Origin of the sequence: Methanolobus sediminis (assembly GCF_031312595.1) — an archaeon.
Taxonomy (GTDB): Archaea; Halobacteriota; Methanosarcinia; order Methanosarcinales; family Methanosarcinaceae; genus Methanolobus; species Methanolobus sediminis.
Genome location: NZ_CP133592.1, coordinates 1,835,267 through 1,851,045 on the forward strand (window position 1 = coordinate 1,835,267; position 15,779 = coordinate 1,851,045).

Genomic DNA, 15,779 nt, shown 5'->3' on the forward strand with positions numbered 1-15,779 from the left:
TTTATAGCTCATTTGTGAGTAAATATATAAACAATTCCAGTAAAGCTTTTATATTTTGTCTCGTATGTGTGTAATAATCATCTATTTGTTTTCAGGAGTTCATCAATGAAAATATGTGTTACAGCAAAAGGTTCTGATCTGGATGCCTCTGTTGATCATCATTTTGGCAGATGCAAAAACTTTCTGGTAGTAGACTCTGAGACCATGGAATTTCAGTCCATTGGAAATGATCAGGGCTCCGCATCAGGGGGTGCAGGTGTCCAGGCAGCCCAGCAAGTTATCGGTAAAGGTATCAACGTACTGATAACAGGTAGTGTAGGTCCGAACGCATTCTCATTACTGGAATCCGAGAACATTGAGATGAAGATAATCTCCGGTGGTTCTGTGAAAGAGGCAATTGAAGCTTACAAATCAGGATCATTGGAGAGTATCGATGCTCCGAATTCCGGTGGGAAGCCTGGAAATTGAGCCATATGTTTACAATTTTAATTGATCGATGATCAAATAATCATATCAAAAGAGGTGTGAATGATGAAATTATGTATACCTTCAATGGGACAAAACGGAATGGAAGACACTGTCGGTCAGCACTTTGGAAAAGTACCTTACTACACATTGTATGATACAGAAACCAGGGAATCTACAGTAATATCAAATACAAGCGAGCACAACGGTGGTACAGGACTTCCTCCTGAGATCATGGCAAACGAAAATGTCGATATAATGCTCTGCGGTGGACTTGGAAGAAAAGCTGTCATGATGTTCGAGCAGTATGGTATCGATGTATTTATCGGTGCAACAGGTAGCATTCAGGATGCTGTTGCTGCATGGGAAGCAAGCAAGCTTTCAAAGGCAACTCAGGATAACTCCTGTGCAGGTCACGGTCATGACCACGACCACAACCATGAGCACGGTCACTGCCACTAAACTACAATAGGTGTACAGTTCATGAAAATAGCTATCGCAAGTGGCAAAGGTGGTACAGGGAAGACTACAGTTGCTGTGAACTTTGCTCTTGCGATCGGCAATACCCAGCTCTTTGACTGTGATGTTGAAGAGCCCAATTGCAATCTTTTTCTTGGTTTAGATCTTGATAAACAGGAAGATGTCAGTATTGCTATTCCAGAAATCGATTCTGAAAAATGCAGTCTTTGCGGAAGCTGTGCAGAATTCTGTTGTTATAATGCAATAGCAAAACTTCCTCAACGTGTTATGATCTTTCCAAAACTCTGCCACGGCTGCGGAGGATGTCAGATCGTCTGTCCTGAAAATGCTATATCAGAAATAAAAAGGCCAATTGGGATAATTGAAAAAGGGGTGCACGCCGGTTCAGGAATAAGTTTTTTCCAGGGAACCCTTGGAATTGGTGAACCAATGGCGACTCCTGTTATAAGGCGGTTACAGGCACACATCGATGAAAAGGCGGTTGTTGTCGTCGACTCTCCTCCCGGGACTGCATGTCCTGTAATAGCAACTGTCGGGGAAATGGATTACTGTGTGCTTGTAACTGAGCCCACGCCTTTCGGACTCAACGATCTTGTACTTGCTGTAGAAGTTGTAAGGCAACTGAAAGTTCCATTCGGCGTTATCATTAATCGGCATGGCTCTGGATATAATGGCGTAGAGAAATATTGTTATTCTGAGAATATTCCAATCCTTATGAAAATTCCATATGATCGGAAAATAGCAGTTCTCTATTCGCAAGGAATTCCTTTTGTGCAGCGTATGCCGCAGTGGAAAGAAAATTTCAGGGCAATGTATCATGAGATTTGTTCCATTTCATCGGAAAACACATTACAAGACTCTTATTCCGGAGTGAGGAATTAATGGTAAAGCAGTTGACCGTGATCAGTGGGAAAGGCGGAACCGGCAAGACTACTTTCACTTCATCGTTTGCCGCCCTTGCAGAAAATGCAGTGATTGCAGATTGTGATGTGGATGCTGCCGACATGCATCTGATATTACAACCTGAAATATTTGAGATTCATGATTTCTATGGCCTGGATGTTGCCACTATTGACAAGGAATTGTGTACAGATTGTGGAATTTGTGTTTCTTCCTGCAGGTTCGCTGCAATAGGCTCTGGCAAAGTGGTAGATGTATACAAATGTGAGGGATGTGGCGTATGTGAATATGTCTGTCCTGCAAATGCTGTCAGCATGATCGCAAAGAAGGCAGGTGAATACTATTGTTCAAACACCAGATTTGGTCCGCTGGTTCATGCAAAACTTGGTGCTGGTGAAGAGGCCAGTGGCAAACTTGTCTCTGATGTGCGACGTCGTGCTTCTGAGCTCGCAGAACAAAGTGGAAAGGATCTGATAATAATCGATGGTCCGCCGGGAACAGGATGCGCTGTCATAGCTGCTATCACAGGTGCTGATATGGTACTTGTGGTCACAGAACCTACAAAATCAGGCATTCATGACCTTGAAAGGGTTGTGCAGGTGGCACGACATTTCAGAATACCTGTTGCAGTCTGCATAAACAAACGCGATATCAACGACAGGCTTTCAGTTTCTATCGGTGAATACTGTAAAATCAATTATATTCCTGTTATAGGAATGCTTCCGTATGACAATATTGTTATTGAAGCAATGGTGGAAGGAAGATCTGTAGTTGAATATTCTGGTGGGAAATTCTCAGAAGGGATCAGGTCAGTCTGGGGTAAACTTGAAAATCTTCTGGTTCAGGAAAAAGAAGGTCTTGTTGAATTATTGTGATATCATAAGTCAGAAATAACGATTTTCATTAATCTGTATTGTGTGTTTTTCATCTTCTCATTGTTCTCCCTTTATTTTTCGGTATTTTGAGCAACTGTTCTATTTTTAGCCATGTATTTATTATCATAATAAACCATGATAAATTCTCGATATATTTTTATTCCATATTGTCACAGTTTTATTTAGGTGAAAATAATGGCCCACTCTGCAAATGGAAACATGGGCTCCTTTGCCCATATTGTACAGTCTCTTCCTGATTACTCCGAGCTTATCATAGCTCTGCTGATCCTGATATTGCTATTGCTTTCAATGGACGAAATTATGCATTTCGTGTATATGGTAAGGGAACTCTTCACTTACAACAGCATGCCTTTTAGCTGAAGCTAAAATAAGATATGTCTTTCAGGAAAGGCAATTATTTATTCTTAAAAGGTGCCCACGGAAGAACACACATGGGGCATTCCTGTCCAAATCCTGCTGCTGCATAGCCTCTCATTCCTCCTGCAGCATTCATTACTTTTTGAAAACCATGTTGGAGTAGCAGGCTGCATCCCATTCCCGATCTCTGTCCGGAACCGCATATAAGGACAGTTTCAGCTTCAGGGTCAAGTTCATTATATCTTCCTCTTAATTCATGAACGGGGATGTTCACCGCTCCTTCTATATGGTAATCTTCATATTCGGAAGCTTCCCTGACATCTACTATCGTTGTTTTCCTTCCTTTGTGTACTCTGTCATTAAGCTCTGGTGCTGATATCTGAGGAACATGCTTTGCAGCGAATCCTTCGGTAACCCATCCGTACAATCCTTCTTCAAGATACCCTTCTACCTTGTCAAGTCCTACGCGGTGCAGCTGCTGGCATGCATCGAAAGCCTGTGAATAGTTTTCTGAAACCAGCAGTATATTTTTATCAGGTGAAAGTAGCCATCCTGCATAGGTCGGGAAATTTGAATTAATATCTATATTATAGGAATCCGGGATATGTTGTCCTCCAAATGATTCAAAACTGCGGACATCAAGAACTATTGCATCTTTCATTTTATTCTTGAAAGTGGCATTGTTCAGAGCTTCGGGAATGTGCAGTTCCTTTAGCAATTCAGGTCCTTTACGGTTTATCTCTGTGCACCTGCTAAAATGATCTGGTGCAGAAGGCATGTTATTTGTAAGTGATTCTATGAATTCTTTCCTATCATCTATTAAGAGTGCGTAGTTGTATTTTCTTTCGTATCCCATTGTGCTGCTTCTCTTTGATGCCATTGCTCTTCCGCAAAGTGAACCAGCACCGTGTGCGGGATATATTTCGCAGAATTCAGGTAGGTTCAGTAATTTTCCATTTAGTGTGTCATATAATTTTGAAGCAAGTTGTTCAGCTTTTCCGGGAAACAGGTCAGGTCTTCCTACATCTCCTACAAACATCGTATCACCACAAAAAACAGCTATGGGCTTTTTTCCTCTGCTTGTATCCGTAACTACGTAGGATATATGTTCCGGTGTATGGCCCGGAGTTTCTATTATGTTGAGTCTGATATCCTCTATATCAACAGAATCTCCTTCTGAAAGGGCAGTATGTTCAAAATCACAGTTTGCTTTTCCAGGCGCGTATATTGGCGCCCCTGTTCTCTTTGCGAGGTCTATGTGCCCTGAAATAAAATCTGCATGCAGGTGTGTTTCAAGGATATGTGTAATTTTCACTCCCAGTTCTCTTGTAATTTCCAGATAAATATTAATATCTCTTCTTGGATCAATTATCGCACAGGTTTTGTCACCTGCCAGTATGTAAGAGCTATGGGCTATTTTTTCGGTAAATATCTGTTGTATTAACATTTTTAACTCCCCTCTGTTTATCTGGCAGTTTTACTTTAGTATTTTATGCTGTGTTAATGTTTGGTATAAGTGCAAAAAGTATGAGTTATTTTTGACTAATTTTCAAAAAGCATATATATCTCTTCGATATTATGGATAAGCATGCAGGAAATTACAGGTCTGGAGCTATCTCCAAAAAAAGTGGAATATCTGAAATTCCTCCTTAAAAAGGGTGATCTGGTAAAGACTACAGATATTTCTACAGAACTGAATGTTGATCCTTCTACGTCTACAAAGACAATCAATGATCTTTCGGAATCAGGGTATGTGGATCACGTTCCTTATAGGGGGGTTCGTCTTACCGAGGTGGGCAGGGAATTTGCAGAATTCTTTGTGAACCGGCACAATATACTGAGTCTGATGTTGAGTCATTATGGTCTTTCTTCGGAAGATGCATGTGCTGAAGTATCCCGCTTTGAGGCTTTTGTTTCAAAGGATGCTATCGACACTATCTGTGGTGCAATGGGGCATCCTACTGTAAGCGTTTGTGGGAAGATCAAACATTCTTCATGTAATTTCCATTAATTCGCTTGGTGTGGTTTTTATTCGAATGGTTGAAGCAAGGTAATCTTTCTAATTTTTGGAGTATATGCAAACATTTTGGGGATACTTCAAAGATATGCGTAATTCAATATCATTGTAAGGTGGTTTATTAAAATGAAAAAAATATCAATGTTAATAAGTGCATTTATTTTAATGGGTGTCGTCCTGACAGCCGGTTGTGTAGATGAACAAAGCTCTTCGAGTGCTAATTCAGGTACTGATTCAGGTACACTAATTGTAGGTGTGACCATTCTTCCTCAACAGGAATTTGTTGAAAAAATTGCAGGTGACAATGTTGAAGTTGTTGTAATGGTTCCTCCAGGTGCTGATCCTCACTCTTATGAGCCTACTCCAAGCCAGCTAACCGCTCTTAGCAAAGCAAAAATGTATGCAATGGTCGGTTCCGGTATCACAGTGGAAGATACTATGATGAGCAAGCTTGCAGACCTGAACCCTGATATGCAGATTATAAATTGTTCAGAAGGTATCACTCTCCTTGAAATGGATGCCCATGAGCATGAAGGTGAAGAGCACGACGATGGGGAAGAAGGTGGTCTCGATCCGCACATATGGACCTCTCCTGCTAATGTGGAAATAATGGTGGAGAACATTTATCAGGGGCTTGTGAAAATCGATCCTGATAATCAGGAAACTTATCTTGCAAACAAGAATGCATATCTTGCAGAGCTTAATGCACTTGATGAGCAGATACAGACCGCACTTGCAGGAAAAGAAGGAAGCAGTTTCATGGTCTACCATCCTGCATGGGGTTACTTTGCCAATCATTATGGATTAACTGAGGTATCTGTAGAGATAGAAGGTAAAGAACCAAGTGTAAAGGATATGCAGTCTGTGATCGACCTGGCAAATGAGAAAGGTATCAAGGTTATTTTCGTGCAGTCAGGTTTTAGTACAGTAAGTGCGGATGCTATAGCAAATGAGATTGGCGGAGAGGTAGTAGAGCTCGATCCGCTGGCAAAAGATTATATAGATAACCTTGCAAAAGTAGCAGAAGCGTTTGAAAAAGGACTGGCTTAAATGGAAAATGTGATCGATCTTAAGGATGTATGGGTAAGTTATGATGGTGTAAGGGTTCTTGAGTCAGTGAACCTGACCGTACAGGATAAAGATTTTCTGGCTATCATAGGTCCCAACGGTGGAGGAAAAAGCACTCTGCTGAAAGTCATTCTTGGATTGATCAAACCTGATAAAGGTTCAGTTAGCTTATTGGGTGGCAAGCCTGCAAAAACCAGGAGGTATGTGGGTTATGTCCCCCAATATCATTCTTCCAATCTTGATTTTCCCGTAACTGTATGGGATGTTGTCCTGATGGGGCGTCTGAGTCATAAACGTCCTTTGCAACGATATAATGAAGAAGATCGTAATGCAGCTCTTGAAGCTCTTAAAACGGTAGGTATGCTTGATTTTAAAGACAGGCAGATCGGTGAGCTATCAGGCGGTCAGAAACAGAGGGTTTTCATTGCCCGTTCCCTTGTTACGAAACCGAAACTGTTAATACTAGATGAACCGTCCACTGGTATAGATTCCAGAATGCAGAAGGAGTTCTATGAGCTTCTCAATAAACTGAAATCAGAGATTGCCATTGTAATGGTTACTCACGATATCAGTGCAGTTTCAGTTTATGTAGATAAGATTGGCTGTCTGAACAGGAAGTTCCATTATCACGATGATAAAGAAATAAGTCCGCATGATCTGGAAGTATCATATCAGTGTCCTGTAGAACTGATTGCACATGGTGTGCCACACAGGGTACTGAAAGAGCACTGAGGTGAAAACTATGCTTGAAATACTCCAGTATGACTTCATGAGGAATGCAATTCTGGCCGCTATTCTTGCCAGCATCGCATGCGGTATAATCGGCGTTTATGTAGTCGTGAAAAAAATAGTTTTCATCAGCGGTGGTATCACACATGCATCATTCGGTGGAATAGGTATTGGATATTTCCTTGGAATTAATCCGCTATTCGGTCTGATACCGTTCAGTCTTTTTTCTGCAATAGTAATGGGTCTTGTAAGCAAACGTACAAAAGTGGCCGAAGATACTGCAATAGGAATTTTGTGGTCTCTTGGAATGGCCATTGGTATTATTCTGATCTACTGGACCCCGGGCTATGCACCGGATCTAATGACCTATCTTTTTGGTAATATCCTTACAGTTCCAATGTCTGATATATATCTCATGCTGGGACTTGATGCCGTAATTATATTCGTGGTATATGCTTATTATAAACATTTCATGTCACTTTGTTTTGATGAGGAATTCACAAAGGTTTCAGGACTGTCAGCAGAGAAACTTTACCTGCTTCTTCTTTGTCTCATCGCACTCACAGTAGTACTTCTGATAAAAGTAGTTGGTATTATCCTGATAATCGCACTTCTGACAATGCCGGCATCACTTAGCAGGCACTATACCAATAACCTTGGAAAAATGATGTACCTTTCAATCATCTTCGGAGTAATCTTCAGTCTGGCAGGACTCTATCTGTCATATATTTTTGATGCTCCGTCCGGTGCAACGATAATCCTGGCAATGTCAACAGTCTATATACTCCATTTCCTTTATGACGGCCTTAAACCAAAAATAGCATCATGAAAATATGATCATTCTGAAATGATCTCTTTTATCTTTTCAAGGACAAGAATGGCATCTTCTCTTTTGATGTCACGTTCATTTTCTTTGCAGAATTGAAAGAGGCTTTCAGCCTTTTCTTTTGATATAATTCCTTCTTTTTCTGCCGTTCTTGAAATTCCAAAATAGCTTCTTTCCGTGTAATGTGTATTTTTTGCAAGTTGGATTATGAGCCTGCACTGCTCATCATCAATTATGCCTGCTGAGTTCGCAGCTTTCAATGTTTCTCTGATATTGACCATGGGACTTGAAACCGCTTCGAATGTGTCCGGGTTTGTAGCAACAGCAACCTCGTCATCATCTTCGATAACTCCATCCCTGTACCACTCGTAAATCGTCCCGACACCCTCCATTCCATGAACATCAAGTTCAGATGCCCTCAGAGCTCCCATGCTGCAGCCCCCGATAACAGTAACTCCCTCTTTCATTACGTTTATTATTTCTTTATGGGCTGCAGCTGCCCTGCTAAAAAAGATGCCGTCTATTATGCCTATAATTTTGTATCCTTCGCTGGCAGCTTTGCCGATGTCTCCTCTGGATATTGGTGGCCAGTATGTGGCATCAAGGATTTTTGATGCATCTTCATGGCTGATACTTGAACCTGCGAATATAAGGACTTTAGATTTCATACTCATCTTCTGCGTCCTTTTCTCCAGGGTCTTTCCTGTGGAGCCATTTTCTTTCTGGGGCTGGATTTTGCTCTTTTTCCAACACGTTCCCTGTCAAGAGTGTACATCTCGAAGGTCGGGATCACTACTCTTACAACCGGAACGGCGATACTTTCACGTGAGAGGTCTACGACAACTGTGGAATCGGTTACTTTTTTGAGCTGCTCGATAATAACATCAATGCTTTCAGCAGGTGTGGTTTTTGACAGGTCCTTCAGTTCGGACATGGATGTTTTTTCCCCGTCCTCGTACCAGTATATGTTCATGCGTTTTATCCTGTCGTATCCGATTTCCCTGACAAACTTTTCACGCTCGGTATCTTCACGTGCACCGTGTATCTGCACTACTCTTGACTGTGCAGCTTCAGTTAACGCTCTCCTTACTGCAATTTCAGGATTAAGGTGTGCACCGGCTCCCATTACAAGAAGTGCAGCATCTTTGAGTCTTATATCATCTGTAGTTGCAACCACTGTTGTAATCTCGGTGTCATGAGGTAAAGCCCAGAGTTTGACGTCAACTTCATTATCTGTGAACTTACGAAGAATTTCATAGTTCTTTCCGTCTTCTTCTGTCAGGATGATTTCTTTTCCCGGGTTCCTGTTAAATTCTGCAATGCTGAGCGCGTCCCTTTCAATAACTTCAAGCAACCCATGGAATATTGCTTCTTCAACGGTATTGCCTGCAGCAAGTCCGTTGGTATTGCTTCTGAAAAGTTTTAATGTCCTTCCGGGTGCTTCATAAGGGTGATATATTGAATTAGCAGGAACAAAGGTCTCTTCATTTTTCAAAAGATCCCATCCCTGTACCCATTCGATCAATGCATTTGGGTTGTAGTTTTCGGCTATGAGCAGAGATGGTGGGTTTACTGCATGATTCTCTTTGGTGATGTTTTCGTAACTATCTACTATGTGAATTGATTGTATTTCGTCCTTCACGTTTTCGTTAATACCACTTTTTTCAGCAAGACAACGCTCAAAACCTTCCATCATGGATGATATCCTTGCCTGTGTCTCAGTGCTTCCTTTGCCGGAATATACTGAGATAGCGCCTTCTGCTGCACTTGGTCTTATTGAGGAAAAAACAGGTATGCCAAGTCTGTCCAGATCAGTAATGCTGGCTATTCTGGTAACACCTATGCTTTTGAGGTTATCTTTTGTTTTCTCAAGGGTGCTGGTTTCATCAAGCACCCGCTGGGTACCTTCCATGAAGCTAAGTGATCTGTCGATGTTTATCTCTGGCATGATTATCGAGAGTCTCTGCATGTATTATATCTTTTACGACAAGATGACTTTATTCTGTATGGTGTGTTCGTAGTAATACTGACTGATAATATCTAATGTGTGCAGTTTCCATCTATTAATTAGTACAAACTGTTCTCTTTTATATTGTATACGATTGTTATTTTTTTAACCGCAGCTTCAAAATTCAATTTCAAAAGGTATTTATATTATGCGCAACAACAATAGTGTTTAACACGCAAAAAGTGTATAAATATTGTTGGGATGTGTATACAAATTAGCAGTATGCCGAGTTCCAACAATGCAATATTAAAATGAGAGACAGGAGGTAAAATATGAGAGACACGAAAAAATATAGAAAGACTGATATTTCCAGAGACTGCCATGCAGTAATAGACGGAATATCAAAAGACAAACTCTCCGCTGAGGATATGGAGCTTTATCGCTTCATGGTAGGCGGTGTGCAGGCAAAATAGCCTGCAAAACTATTTTTATTTTCTCTGCATAGTGCTTGCTATGTATGATGTTCTCAGTGTCAGGGAAGATTTTCCCGTATTGAAAGAAGTTATCTATCTTGACAACGCAGCCACTACCCAGACCCCGGTTCAGGCTGTTTATGCAATGCAGGACTATTTTTTCAAGTATGCTGCAAACCACGGTCGGGGGGCCCACAGGCTTGCAAGGGAAACAACCAATCATTATGAAGATGCAAGGGAATCTGTGGCATCCTTCCTTAACATTGATGCTGACAAAACGATCTTTACAAAGAATGCAACGGAAAGCATGAATACTGTTTCCCGTGGTTTCCCATGGAAAAAAGGGGACCATGTTATCGTTACACTTGTAGAACATCATTCCAATCTGCTTCCATGGATGCGCCTGAAGGAAATCGGTGTTGAAGTGACAGTTGTCGATACTGATATCACAGGTGTCGTCGACCCGGAAGACATTCGCACTGCTATTAAAGACAATACCCGGCTTATAGCTGTGAATCATGTTTCAAATGTATTCGGTTCTATACAGGATGTTGAAAAGATAGCTAAAATGGCAAAACAGGCAGGTGTGAAGATACTTGTGGATGGTTCACAGTCCGCGGGGAATCTGTCAATTGATATGAAATCTCTGGACCCTGATTTCTTTGTATGTCCGGGACATAAGGGTTTGCTTGGTCCGCAAGGAACAGGTGTTTTGTACATCAAAGAACCAGATGAAATTGAACCATTGTTCCTTGGTGGTGGAATGGTGAGCTCTGTTACAAGGGAAACCTTCAAGATGGAGCCAAGTCCCTCAAAGTTTGAGGCAGGAACTCCAAATATTCCCGGTGTAATTGGCCTTGGGCGTGCAGTAGAATATGTTGCGGAACTGGGTATCGATTCTATACAAAAACATGAATCTGAGCTTGCCAGAGAAGCAGCTTCACGCCTTAATGATATTGAAGGTGTTGATGTCTATGGCCCGGAAAAGCGTGCAGGTGTTGTTCCATTCAATGTCATTGGTATGAATGCACACGATGTTGCAATGATACTTGACCAGACCAAAGGAATATGTGTCAGAAGCGGTTACCACTGCGCAATGCCGGGAGTGTCTAATCTTGGCGTCAATGGTACTGTGAGAGCATCATTTGGATTGTACAATACAGAAGATGAGCTTGAATCTCTTGTGAAGACTGTATCAGATATCACTGCACTTGTATGATATATGTGCATTATCAATGCTGGTTTTGTCATACTTCTAATTCCTTGCTGTATCTGATTTATAACAAGACAAAAGCAAAAGGTTATTATGCGCAAATAATTATATTAGTCTTGAAAAGTAGTATTCTTAAAACACATAATATTATCTTATTATGAAAAATGGCAGTTAATAATAGACAATTAATGACGGCAATTAATAATGGTTATGAGTAATGAGGACTAATTATCTGGCAAGAGGGGACTTCAATTGAGCAAAGACATGCTTTTGTGGGATGAAACAATTTTCAGCAACGGTGAGGTTCTTGAATTTGATTACCTGCCGGAGCATTTTGCACACAGGGATTCCCAGATGCAGGCTCTTCGTTTTAGCCTTAAACCTGCTTTAAGAGGTATGCGTCCGGTAAATTGTCTCGTAAAAGGTCCACCTGGTACCGGAAAGACAACTGCTGTGATGAAAGTCTTCAACGAGGTGAAGGAATATACTGATAATGTTGCTTTTGTAAAAGTGAATTGTCAGATGGATTCTACCCGTTTTGCGGTTGTATCCAGAATATATGAGCAACTGGTTCATATCACTCCTCCATCATCAGGCATTTCATTCAGGAGACTTTTCGAGAAAGTAATTAAGTACCTGCTTGATTCAAATAAGACGCTTGTTGTAGCCTTGGATGATATCAACTACCTTTTTCCGGAAGGACATGCAGATGAGGTTATGTACTCACTTTTAAGAGCACATGAGCAGTATCCCGGAGCAAGAATTTCTGTAATAGCCATCATCAGTGATGTTGGTATTCCTTACAGTTTCGATCCACGTGTGGGCTCAGTATTCCTGCCGGAAGAAATTGCATTCCCAAGATATGAAATATCTGAAATCGCTGACATTATATCCAGTCGTGTGAAACATGCCTTTTTCAAGGATGTTGTTTCTGATGAAGCACTGGATATGGTTGTCACTTACGTGGACAGGACAGGGGATTTGAGGATTGGTATTGACCTTTTGAAACGTTCAGGTCTTAATGCAGAGAGAAGGGCAAGTAAGACTGTATCTGTTGAAGATGTTGACAAAGCCTATGAAGCTTCAAGACTCCTGCATCTGTGTCGCAATATCAAGTCCCTTTCAGATCATGAGAAGATATTACTGGGTCTGATCGCAAAGGACAGCAGTCTTCCAACAGGTGAGCTTTACAAATCATTCCATGAGATTACCGGTCTTGGTTACACTCGTTTTTATGAGCTAATCGAAAAAATGCACATCTCCAGGCTTATTGATGCTGATTTTTCAGGCAAGGGCATGCGTGGTAGAACCAGGTATGTAGCTCCTGCTTATGATTCGGAAGATATACTCAAATGTCTTGAGTAATTGATTTTTTAATTATTAATTATTTAAAAAAAGCGGTTTTGCGCAGAATTCATAAGAACCTGCGCAAATGAGTTTGTTTGTTTATTCCTTTTCTCAGGATATTTACATGTCCATTCCGCCCATTCCTGGTGGGAGGTTTGGAACCATGTCTTCTGCAGAAGGTCCTGATGGGCCCTGTCTGGATGCAATGATATCGTCGATCCTGAGGATCATGACTGCGGATTCTGCTGCTGCGTTGATTGCCTGAGTCTTTACTCTGAGTGGCTCTACTACGCCTGCTTCCCACATGTCGATTACCTTTCCTTCGTAGACGTTGAGACCTGCTGTCTTTACACCCTTCTCGTGGTGTGCACGGAGCTCCATGAGCATGTCTATTGGGTCAAGACCTGCGTTCTCTGCAAGGGTTCTTGGAATTACTTCAAGAGCCTCTGCGAATGCCTTGACTGCAAGCTGCTCTCTGCCGCTGAGTGTTGCTGCGTATTCCTGGAGTCTGAGTGCGACCTCTACTTCAGGTGATCCGCCACCAGCTACAAGCTTCTCGTCTTCGATTGCTACACCAACTACTCTGAGGGAGTCGTTGAGTGCTCTCTCTATGTTGTCGATTACATGCTCTGTTCCGCCACGGAGGAGGATTGAAACTGCCTTTGGATTGTCACAGCCTGTTACGAAGGTCATTGGGTCGCCGCCAATCTTCTTCTCTTCTACAAGTTCTGCTGTACCCATGTCAGCTTCTGAGATCTCGTCAACGTTTGTGATGAGTTTTCCACCAGTTGCTCTTGCGAGTTTCTGCATGTCGCTCTTCTTTACACGTCTGATAGCGAATACGCCTGCCTTTGCAAGGTAGTGCTGTGCCATGTCATCGATTCCCTTCTGGCAGAATACGACGTTTGCGCCACTGCTGGTTACCTTCTCAACGAGGTCTTTGATCATCTTTTCTTCCTGGTCAAGGAAGGACTGGAGCATCTCAGGGGATGTGATTGAGATCTCAGCATCGACTTCTGTGTCTTTAAGTTCGATTGCTGTGTTGATGAGTGCGATCTTTGCGTTTACTACCTTCTTTGGCATGTTGGTGTGCACACGTTCCTTGTCGATGATCATGCCCTTGATGAGCTCTGACTCTTCGATACGTGCACCGACCTTTTTCTCTACCTTGATATTGTCCATGTCGACCTTGTTGTCTTCATCAACAATGCTTGTGATAGCGTCAACAGTGATGTTTGTAAGGACTTCCTTTGTTGCTTCTGCACCCTTTCCGGTCATTGCTGTTCCGGAAATGTTGATGAGGATGTCCCTGTTCTCTCTGGTTACTGATTTTGCGAGTGCCCTGATGATCTCGCCTGCTTTCTCTGAAGCCATTCTGTAACCGGATGCGATGATTGTTGGGTGTACATCCTGCTCGATAAGCTCTTCTGCCTTCTTGAGGAGTTCGCCGGCAATTACAGCAGCTGTTGTTGTTCCGTCTCCGACCTCGTCGTCCTGGGTCTTGGATACTTCGACGATCATCTTTGCTGCTGGGTGCTCGATGTCCATTTCCTTAAGGATGGTTGCACCGTCGTTTGTGATTACTACATCTCCGAGACTGTCTACAAGCATCTTGTCCATTCCTTTTGGACCAAGTGTTGTTCTGACAGCTTCAGCGACTGCCTTAGCAGCCATGATGTTGTTGCTCTGTGCTTCTCTGCCTCTGGTTCTCTGGCTTCCTTCTCTTAATATGAAAATTGGCTGTCCAGCCATCTGTCCTGCCATAATTGTCTATCCTCCTATGTTATGAAATTAGAATGACATTTACTTTCAAGTCGTTTTTTAATGTTTGTAGTTCTATATAAACGTATCGCATTGGATAAGTTCTTCACGAAGAAAGAATAAGCTACTTACAATTGAAAAAAAGATATCAGATTAATGAAAAATAAAGAAAAAAAGATTGTTGTAAGTGAGAAACTCATCTTACAATTGATTTTGGTGATCTGCTGAGGAATCTCCTCTTAGCACCAGATGATGTGTATCTCTGTGCTGGTCCCGGATGAGCCTTTCCTTCCCTGCACTTTGGTACCTTAATTGTTCTTCCTTTACGTCCCTTTACTTTTGACCATTCAATGCTGCCTGTTTTACCCATGATAAAATCCTCTTGAATTATTATTTGTAAATTATTGGTAAATTAATTGTTAATTTTAAGTTATTTTTAGTTTAACCTAGATATATAATTCTAGTCGTTGAGTTTACTTCTAGACGTAATGCTTGGTATTAAAGCTTACGGGAAAATCAGAGCAAAATTACTTGTAGACAGCAGAGATTATGCATCCATATTAGCAGGAGTTGATCAAAATAATCCCGGCAATCGAGAAACAGCTGGAAGCAGTAAAAGACGAGCTTCAGGGCGTGCATGATTATCCCATTGGAGAGCTCATATCTATTATACAGGAAGTTGGTTTTGAATGTGATTTTTGTGCCCGCTGCTGTACAAGGCAGTTCAATGGCCATGTTTTCCTTCTAAATGAAGATGCCATCAGAATGAAACAGATAGATAATAATTGCATGGAGCCTGCACCATATTTTGAACTATGTGACCAACAAGGTCGTTTTTATGTCTCCGGCTATGCGCTAAAAGCAAAAAAAGATGGTTCATGCATCTTCCTTAATGAAAATAAGCGATGCAAAATCTATGATCAGCGTCCCACGATTTGTAGTCTTTACCCTTATATGCTTCACCGCGAACCAGACGAGAACGGCAATGTAGACTGGAGGCAGATAAGCGGCCTTAACCAGCACGGCTGCTATCATACTGAGATTAGTGATGAAGAAGCCAGTGAGATTGCAGACCAGATAAAATCATACGAAGCCGGTTACCTTTCCCAGCTTATTGATTTCTTCAAAAAAGCAGAAGAACACTTCAACAAGAACAAACTGAAACACGTTCAGGGTGTGTATGACCGGGAAATGAGGAAATTCAACAAAGGTGCGGAAATTACAGTATTTGTCTATTATAATGGTGAATTCATAGAGCACAAGTTCAAGGGCCCGGAATAAATCAAATCAAAAATTAAA

General features: G+C 41.6%; 18 protein-coding genes. 13 read left to right on the top strand and 5 right to left on the bottom strand.

Going from position 1 to position 15,779, the window contains the following annotated elements; all coding sequences use genetic code 11:
- The first annotated feature begins 105 nt into the window (after positions 1 to 105).
- The 5 genes from RE474_RS09015 to RE474_RS09035 all read left to right on the top strand — a co-directional run bounded on the left by RE474_RS09015 (position 106) and on the right by RE474_RS09035 (position 3,101).
- Positions 106 to 468, top strand: coding sequence for a NifB/NifX family molybdenum-iron cluster-binding protein (locus tag RE474_RS09015; protein WP_309310048.1), 363 nt, complete (start codon positions 106 to 108; stop codon positions 466 to 468).
- A 60-nt stretch (positions 469 to 528) separates the two neighbouring features.
- A complete protein-coding gene (locus RE474_RS09020) occupies positions 529 to 927 on the top strand; it encodes a NifB/NifX family molybdenum-iron cluster-binding protein (protein ID WP_309310049.1) in 399 nt (132 codons plus the stop codon).
- 21 nt (positions 928 to 948) lie between these two features.
- Complete coding sequence (locus RE474_RS09025) at positions 949 to 1,827, top strand: ATP-binding protein (RefSeq protein WP_309310050.1); 879 nt, start codon at positions 949 to 951, stop codon at positions 1,825 to 1,827.
- Positions 1,827 to 2,720 (top strand): ATP-binding protein, encoded by an 894-nt coding sequence (locus RE474_RS09030; RefSeq protein ID WP_309310051.1) that lies wholly within the window; start codon positions 1,827 to 1,829, stop codon positions 2,718 to 2,720. Before RE474_RS09025 ends, RE474_RS09030 begins: the two co-directional genes overlap by 1 nt.
- A gap of 195 nt (positions 2,721 to 2,915) precedes the next feature.
- The gene (locus RE474_RS09035) at positions 2,916 to 3,101 is read left to right on the top strand and encodes a hypothetical protein (protein ID WP_309310052.1); all 186 of its coding nucleotides are present in this window, start codon (positions 2,916 to 2,918) and stop codon (positions 3,099 to 3,101) included.
- A 34-nt stretch (positions 3,102 to 3,135) separates the two neighbouring features.
- On the opposite strand, the gene RE474_RS09040 is transcribed toward RE474_RS09035, so the two are convergent.
- Complete coding sequence (locus RE474_RS09040) at positions 3,136 to 4,545, bottom strand: MBL fold metallo-hydrolase (RefSeq protein WP_309310053.1); 1,410 nt, start codon at positions 4,543 to 4,545, stop codon at positions 3,136 to 3,138.
- 141 nt (positions 4,546 to 4,686) lie between these two features.
- Here RE474_RS09040 and RE474_RS09045 point away from each other — a divergent pair, with 141 nt between their 5' ends.
- The 4 genes from RE474_RS09045 to RE474_RS09060 all read left to right on the top strand — a co-directional run bounded on the left by RE474_RS09045 (position 4,687) and on the right by RE474_RS09060 (position 7,741).
- Positions 4,687 to 5,109: a metal-dependent transcriptional regulator gene (locus tag RE474_RS09045; RefSeq protein WP_309310054.1), complete on the top strand. Its 423-nt coding sequence runs from the start codon at positions 4,687 to 4,689 to the stop codon at positions 5,107 to 5,109.
- Between the two features lie 132 nt (positions 5,110 to 5,241).
- A complete protein-coding gene (locus tag RE474_RS09050; RefSeq protein WP_309310055.1) occupies positions 5,242 to 6,165 on the top strand; it encodes a metal ABC transporter solute-binding protein, Zn/Mn family in 924 nt (307 codons plus the stop codon).
- Positions 6,166 to 6,915, top strand: a complete 750-nt coding sequence (locus RE474_RS09055; RefSeq protein WP_309310056.1) for a metal ABC transporter ATP-binding protein — start codon at positions 6,166 to 6,168, stop codon at positions 6,913 to 6,915.
- A gap of 10 nt (positions 6,916 to 6,925) precedes the next feature.
- Positions 6,926 to 7,741, top strand: coding sequence for a metal ABC transporter permease (locus RE474_RS09060; RefSeq protein ID WP_309310057.1), 816 nt, complete (start codon positions 6,926 to 6,928; stop codon positions 7,739 to 7,741).
- A gap of 8 nt (positions 7,742 to 7,749) precedes the next feature.
- Here RE474_RS09060 and RE474_RS09065 read toward each other — a convergent pair whose 3' ends face one another.
- Together RE474_RS09065 and RE474_RS09070 are read right to left on the bottom strand one after the other, a co-directional pair.
- Positions 7,750 to 8,406 (bottom strand): TfuA-related McrA-glycine thioamidation protein, encoded by a 657-nt coding sequence (locus RE474_RS09065; protein ID WP_309310058.1) that lies wholly within the window; start codon positions 8,404 to 8,406, stop codon positions 7,750 to 7,752.
- Between the two features lie 2 nt (positions 8,407 to 8,408).
- The gene (locus RE474_RS09070; RefSeq protein WP_309310059.1) at positions 8,409 to 9,686 is read right to left on the bottom strand and encodes a YcaO-related McrA-glycine thioamidation protein; all 1,278 of its coding nucleotides are present in this window, start codon (positions 9,684 to 9,686) and stop codon (positions 8,409 to 8,411) included.
- A 332-nt stretch (positions 9,687 to 10,018) separates the two neighbouring features.
- On the opposite strand from RE474_RS09070, the gene RE474_RS09075 reads away from it, so the two are divergent.
- The 3 genes from RE474_RS09075 (at position 10,019) to RE474_RS09085 (ending at position 12,737) form a co-directional block, all read left to right on the top strand.
- Positions 10,019 to 10,159, top strand: coding sequence for a hypothetical protein (locus RE474_RS09075; protein WP_309310060.1), 141 nt, complete (start codon positions 10,019 to 10,021; stop codon positions 10,157 to 10,159).
- 40 nt (positions 10,160 to 10,199) lie between these two features.
- Complete coding sequence (locus tag RE474_RS09080; RefSeq protein ID WP_309310061.1) at positions 10,200 to 11,378, top strand: cysteine desulfurase; 1,179 nt, start codon at positions 10,200 to 10,202, stop codon at positions 11,376 to 11,378.
- Between the two features lie 246 nt (positions 11,379 to 11,624).
- Positions 11,625 to 12,737, top strand: coding sequence for an ORC1-type DNA replication protein (locus RE474_RS09085; RefSeq protein WP_309310062.1), 1,113 nt, complete (start codon positions 11,625 to 11,627; stop codon positions 12,735 to 12,737).
- A 102-nt stretch (positions 12,738 to 12,839) separates the two neighbouring features.
- On the opposite strand, the gene thsA is transcribed toward RE474_RS09085, so the two are convergent.
- Together thsA and RE474_RS09095 are read right to left on the bottom strand one after the other, a co-directional pair.
- Entirely contained in the window at positions 12,840 to 14,483 is a 1,644-nt protein-coding gene (thsA, locus tag RE474_RS09090; protein WP_309310063.1) for a thermosome subunit alpha, read from the bottom strand.
- 193 nt (positions 14,484 to 14,676) lie between these two features.
- A complete protein-coding gene (locus tag RE474_RS09095) occupies positions 14,677 to 14,850 on the bottom strand; it encodes a DUF5350 domain-containing protein (protein ID WP_023844664.1) in 174 nt (57 codons plus the stop codon).
- 200 nt (positions 14,851 to 15,050) lie between these two features.
- On the opposite strand from RE474_RS09095, the gene RE474_RS09100 reads away from it, so the two are divergent.
- Positions 15,051 to 15,761, top strand: a complete 711-nt coding sequence (locus RE474_RS09100; protein ID WP_309310064.1) for a YkgJ family cysteine cluster protein — start codon at positions 15,051 to 15,053, stop codon at positions 15,759 to 15,761.
- Positions 15,762 to 15,779: the final 18 nt, after the last annotated feature.

Bases quoted from the DNA above. Each gene is read 5' to 3' on its own strand.
- RE474_RS09015 (WP_309310048.1), top strand. From the start codon at position 106: ATGAAAATATGTGTTACAGCAAAAGGTTCTGATCTGGATGCCTCTGTT.
- RE474_RS09020 (WP_309310049.1), top strand. From the start codon at position 529: ATGATGAAATTATGTATACCTTCAATGGGACAAAACGGAATGGAAGAC.
- RE474_RS09025 (WP_309310050.1), top strand. From the start codon at position 949: ATGAAAATAGCTATCGCAAGTGGCAAAGGTGGTACAGGGAAGACTACA.
- RE474_RS09030 (WP_309310051.1), top strand. From the start codon at position 1,827: ATGGTAAAGCAGTTGACCGTGATCAGTGGGAAAGGCGGAACCGGCAAG.
- RE474_RS09035 (WP_309310052.1), top strand. From the start codon at position 2,916: ATGGCCCACTCTGCAAATGGAAACATGGGCTCCTTTGCCCATATTGTA.
- RE474_RS09040 (WP_309310053.1), bottom strand. From the start codon at position 4,545: ATGTTAATACAACAGATATTTACCGAAAAAATAGCCCATAGCTCTTAC.
- RE474_RS09045 (WP_309310054.1), top strand. From the start codon at position 4,687: ATGCAGGAAATTACAGGTCTGGAGCTATCTCCAAAAAAAGTGGAATAT.
- RE474_RS09050 (WP_309310055.1), top strand. From the start codon at position 5,242: ATGAAAAAAATATCAATGTTAATAAGTGCATTTATTTTAATGGGTGTC.
- RE474_RS09055 (WP_309310056.1), top strand. From the start codon at position 6,166: ATGGAAAATGTGATCGATCTTAAGGATGTATGGGTAAGTTATGATGGT.
- RE474_RS09060 (WP_309310057.1), top strand. From the start codon at position 6,926: ATGCTTGAAATACTCCAGTATGACTTCATGAGGAATGCAATTCTGGCC.
- RE474_RS09065 (WP_309310058.1), bottom strand. From the start codon at position 8,406: ATGAAATCTAAAGTCCTTATATTCGCAGGTTCAAGTATCAGCCATGAA.
- RE474_RS09070 (WP_309310059.1), bottom strand. From the start codon at position 9,686: ATGCCAGAGATAAACATCGACAGATCACTTAGCTTCATGGAAGGTACC.
- RE474_RS09075 (WP_309310060.1), top strand. From the start codon at position 10,019: ATGAGAGACACGAAAAAATATAGAAAGACTGATATTTCCAGAGACTGC.
- RE474_RS09080 (WP_309310061.1), top strand. From the start codon at position 10,200: ATGTATGATGTTCTCAGTGTCAGGGAAGATTTTCCCGTATTGAAAGAA.
- thsA (WP_309310063.1), bottom strand. From the start codon at position 14,483: ATGGCAGGACAGATGGCTGGACAGCCAATTTTCATATTAAGAGAAGGA.
- RE474_RS09095 (WP_023844664.1), bottom strand. From the start codon at position 14,850: ATGGGTAAAACAGGCAGCATTGAATGGTCAAAAGTAAAGGGACGTAAA.